Annotated in this window: 3 protein-coding genes and 1 pseudogene; 3 read left to right on the top strand and 1 reads right to left on the bottom strand. The window is 68.9% G+C overall.

The genetic code is table 11. The features are described from left to right. The 3 genes from C447_RS06035 to C447_RS06045 all read left to right on the top strand — a co-directional run. Positions 1 to 822, top strand: an 822-nt coding sequence (locus tag C447_RS06035; protein WP_007691899.1) for a coiled-coil protein, incomplete at its 5' end; no start/stop codon positions are given. A gap of 72 nt (positions 823 to 894) precedes the next feature. Beyond that, complete coding sequence (gene sppA / locus C447_RS06040; RefSeq protein ID WP_007691901.1) at positions 895 to 1797, top strand: signal peptide peptidase SppA; 903 nt, start codon at positions 895 to 897, stop codon at positions 1795 to 1797. A gap of 57 nt (positions 1798 to 1854) precedes the next feature. Further along, on the top strand, positions 1855 to 2994 hold the full coding sequence (locus tag C447_RS06045; protein ID WP_007691902.1) for a DUF373 family protein: 1140 nt from the start codon (positions 1855 to 1857) through the stop codon (positions 2992 to 2994). A gap of 72 nt (positions 2995 to 3066) precedes the next feature. Here the strand turns inward: C447_RS06045 and C447_RS06050 are convergent. Further along, positions 3067 to 3328, bottom strand: a pseudogene (locus tag C447_RS06050) (proteasome subunit beta); the annotation flags it as partial.

Here is a 3328-nt window from a genome sequence, read left to right on the forward strand (position 1 = left end):
GGCAAGCTCATCAAGCTCGCCGGCAAGCTCCGCGACCGCCGGAACGAGCTGAACCAGGCGGCCTCCGAGCGCGCCTCGCGACGCGACGAACTCAACGCGAAGACGCGAGAGCAGGTCGACCTCGCCCAGGAGCACCGCGAGAAACGCGACGAGCTAAACGAGAAGGTCCAGGAACACAAACAGCAACGAAACGAGCTCAACGCGAAGGCCAACGAGCTCTTCGACGAGGTCGACGACATGAAGGGCGACCTCGACCTCGACGAGGGCAAGGACCTCGACACGCTCGAATCCGAGATCGAGGACCTCGAGTTCCGCCAGCAGACCGAGGTCCTCTCGGCCGAGGACGAGCGCGAGCTCATCGAGAAGATCGAGGACAAGCGCGAGCAGTATCGCAAGCGCCAGGACGCCCTCGAGGACACCGAGGGGCTCGAAGAGGTCAAGGCCGAAGCCGAGGAGGTCCGTGCCGAAGCCTCCGAGCACCACGAGAAGGTCACCGAGCTCGCCGACGAGGCCCAGGAGCACCACAACGAGATGATTTCGGCCTACCGCGAGGCCGACGACGTCCGCGACGACGCCGACGAGTGGCACGAGAAGTTCGTCGAGGCCCAGGAGGCCGCCGACCGCCACCACGAGGACTTCGTCCGGGTCCAGAAGCGCCTCCGCGAGATGGACAAGGAGGAAGAGCAAGAGCGGAAATCCGAGCGCGACCAGCGCCGCGAGGAGGCCGAGGAGGAGGCCGACGAGATCTACCAGCAGTTCCTCGACGGCGAGACCCTCGACACCGAGGACCTGATGAAGCTCCAGAAGGCCGGCAAGCTCTAAGCCGCAGGCGACATCGTTTCAGCAGCGTTCCGCGAGCGAACCCTTAATCCGCGTTCCGCACCGAGAGCGCCCATGCCGACCAACGCAGACAGACTCGCGGGTGCGGTCGTCGGGGCGACGGCAGGGGCCGGTCTCTGGGGCACCGTCAAACGACTCCGGGCCCAGGCGACGGACGGCTACAACGTCGCCGAGGTCGCCGTCGAAGGGCCGATCACGCGCGATGGGGGTCGTATTCCGGGTGCGAGTCGGGGGCCGATACCCGCCGACAAGGTCGTCGAACAGATCGAGGACGCCGACGACGACCCGAACGTCGAGGCGCTGATCGTGAAGCTCAACACCCCCGGCGGGGAGGTGCTCCCGAGCGAGGACATCCGGATCGCGGCCGAGCGCTTCGACGGGCCCACCGTCGCCTACGCGACCGACACCTGCGCGAGCGGCGGCTACTGGATCGCGAGCGGCTGTGACGAGCTCTGGGCGCGCGAGGCGAGTATTGTAGGGAGCATCGGCGTCCGCGGCTCCCAGGTCAACGCCAAGGGGCTGGCCGACAAGCTCGGGCTCGACTACCGCCCGATGACGGCGGGCGAGTTCAAGGACGCCGGCTACCCCCTCAAAGAACCCGAGGCCGAGGACGAGGCCTACCTCCAAGGGATCGTCGACGACTACTACGAGACCTTCGTCGAGCGGGTGGCGGCGGGCCGCGACCTCGACGAGGCGACGATCAGGGAGACCGAGGCGCGGGTCTACCTCGGGACCGACGCGGCCGAGAACGGGCTGGTCGACGAACTCGGCACCCGAGAAGACGTCGAGGACTCCCTCGAAGACCGCCTCGGCCACGACGTCGAGGTCGAGGAGTTCGAGCCCGAGCGGAGCCTGATGGAACGCCTCCGGAACGGCTCCCAGGGGATGGCCTACGCGGTCGGCGCGGGTGCCGCCTCCGCGTTCGACGTCGACGAGGAGTTCCAACTCCGACTGTAAGGCTGCAAGCGGCGGCCATGACGAGCGTTTTTATTCCATCGTGGCGTGCATCGAGGCGTGAGCACGCTCGTGGTCTGTCTCGACCGCGGCGAGACCGTCGCGGCGGTCGCCGACGAGGTCCCGGTGGTCGGCGAGCGGACGGTCCGGTCGCTCGTGACCGAAGCGGGACTACGCGACCCGGAGAGCAGCCGCACCAACTGTTTCCTCGAAGGACTGCGGGTGGCGCGCGACCTCCGAGACTCGGGTGAGGACCCGGTGGTCGCGGTGGTCTCGGGGGCCGACGACTCGGTCGACGCCGACCGGGCGGTCGCCCGTCAGGTCGACGAACTCCTCGCGGCCCACGACATCGATTCGGCGGTGGTGGTGACCGACAGCGCCGACGAGGGCCTGGTCCACGTCGTCGAGAGCCGGGTTCGCGTCGACGGCGTCTCGCGGGTGGTGGTGCGCCAGTCGCGCGACCTCGAATCCACCTACCACTACCTCAAGCAGTTCCTCGACGACGAGGAGCTCCGGCAGACGGTGCTCGTTCCGATCGGGATCGCGTTGCTCGCGGCCCCGGTGCTGGTGGTGTTCGCCCGGAGCGCGGCGGTGGTCGTCGCGGTCGTCGCCGCCGTCACCGGGCTGTTCTTGCTCTATAAGGGCTTCGGGGTCGACGACGCGTTCGGCGCGACCGCCCGCGGGCTCCGGGGCGGGTTCTACACCGGTCGGGTGTCGGTGGTGACGGGCGTCATCGCCGCGGGGCTCGCGCTCGTCGGGGTCGTCGCGGGCGGCATCAACGCCTCGCCGCTCGCGGGGACCGCCAGCCCGCTCGTCACGGTGATGGCCTTCCTGTTCGCGAGCGTGCCGTGGCTCGCGACCGCGGCGCTGACCGCGAGCATCGGCCTCGCCGCCGACGAGTGGCTCGCCAACGACCGCGTCCGGACCTCGGCGCTCAACCTGCCGTTCGTCATGGTCGCCGTCGCGCTGGTCGTCCGGGGCTTCGCGGCCTACTTCCTCGAACGTGCCGGCGTGACCGCCCCGCTTCAGGTGCCGGCGCTCTCGCTCGGGGTGATCTCGGTTCGGGGCTTCGCGGTCACCAGCGACACCCGGCTCCTCGGGTTCGTGCTCGCCGGGGTTCTGGTCACGCTCGTCGGCGTCGGCGTCGCCGCCCGCGTCGGCACCGGGATCGCCGACGAGCCGAGCGAACAGCCCGAGTAACGGGCTCACCCGTCGGCGATAGTCGCGCGGCTACGATGTGTAGCGGCGAAAAACGTGGGTGGGTATCCGACCTCAGAGCAGTTCGTCGAAGTCGTCGTGGACCTCGATGTCGACGCCCGCGTCGGTGATCTCGGAGATGATGATGCCGTTGCCGCTCGCGGTGTCGCGCTCGACGGCGCTCTTGACGGCGTCGGTGGCGACGGTCTTGGCTTCCTCGTTCGAGAGCCCCTCCTCGAACTGCTGTTCGAGCACACCGTAGGCGAACGGGGAGCCCGAACCGGTCGCGTTGTAGGGCTCTTCCATCACGCTGCCGCCGGGACCGATGCTGTAGATG

The sequence above is a fragment of the Halococcus hamelinensis 100A6 genome (assembly GCF_000336675.1).
In the GTDB taxonomy this organism is placed as follows: Archaea; Halobacteriota; Halobacteria; order Halobacteriales; family Halococcaceae; genus Halococcus; species Halococcus hamelinensis.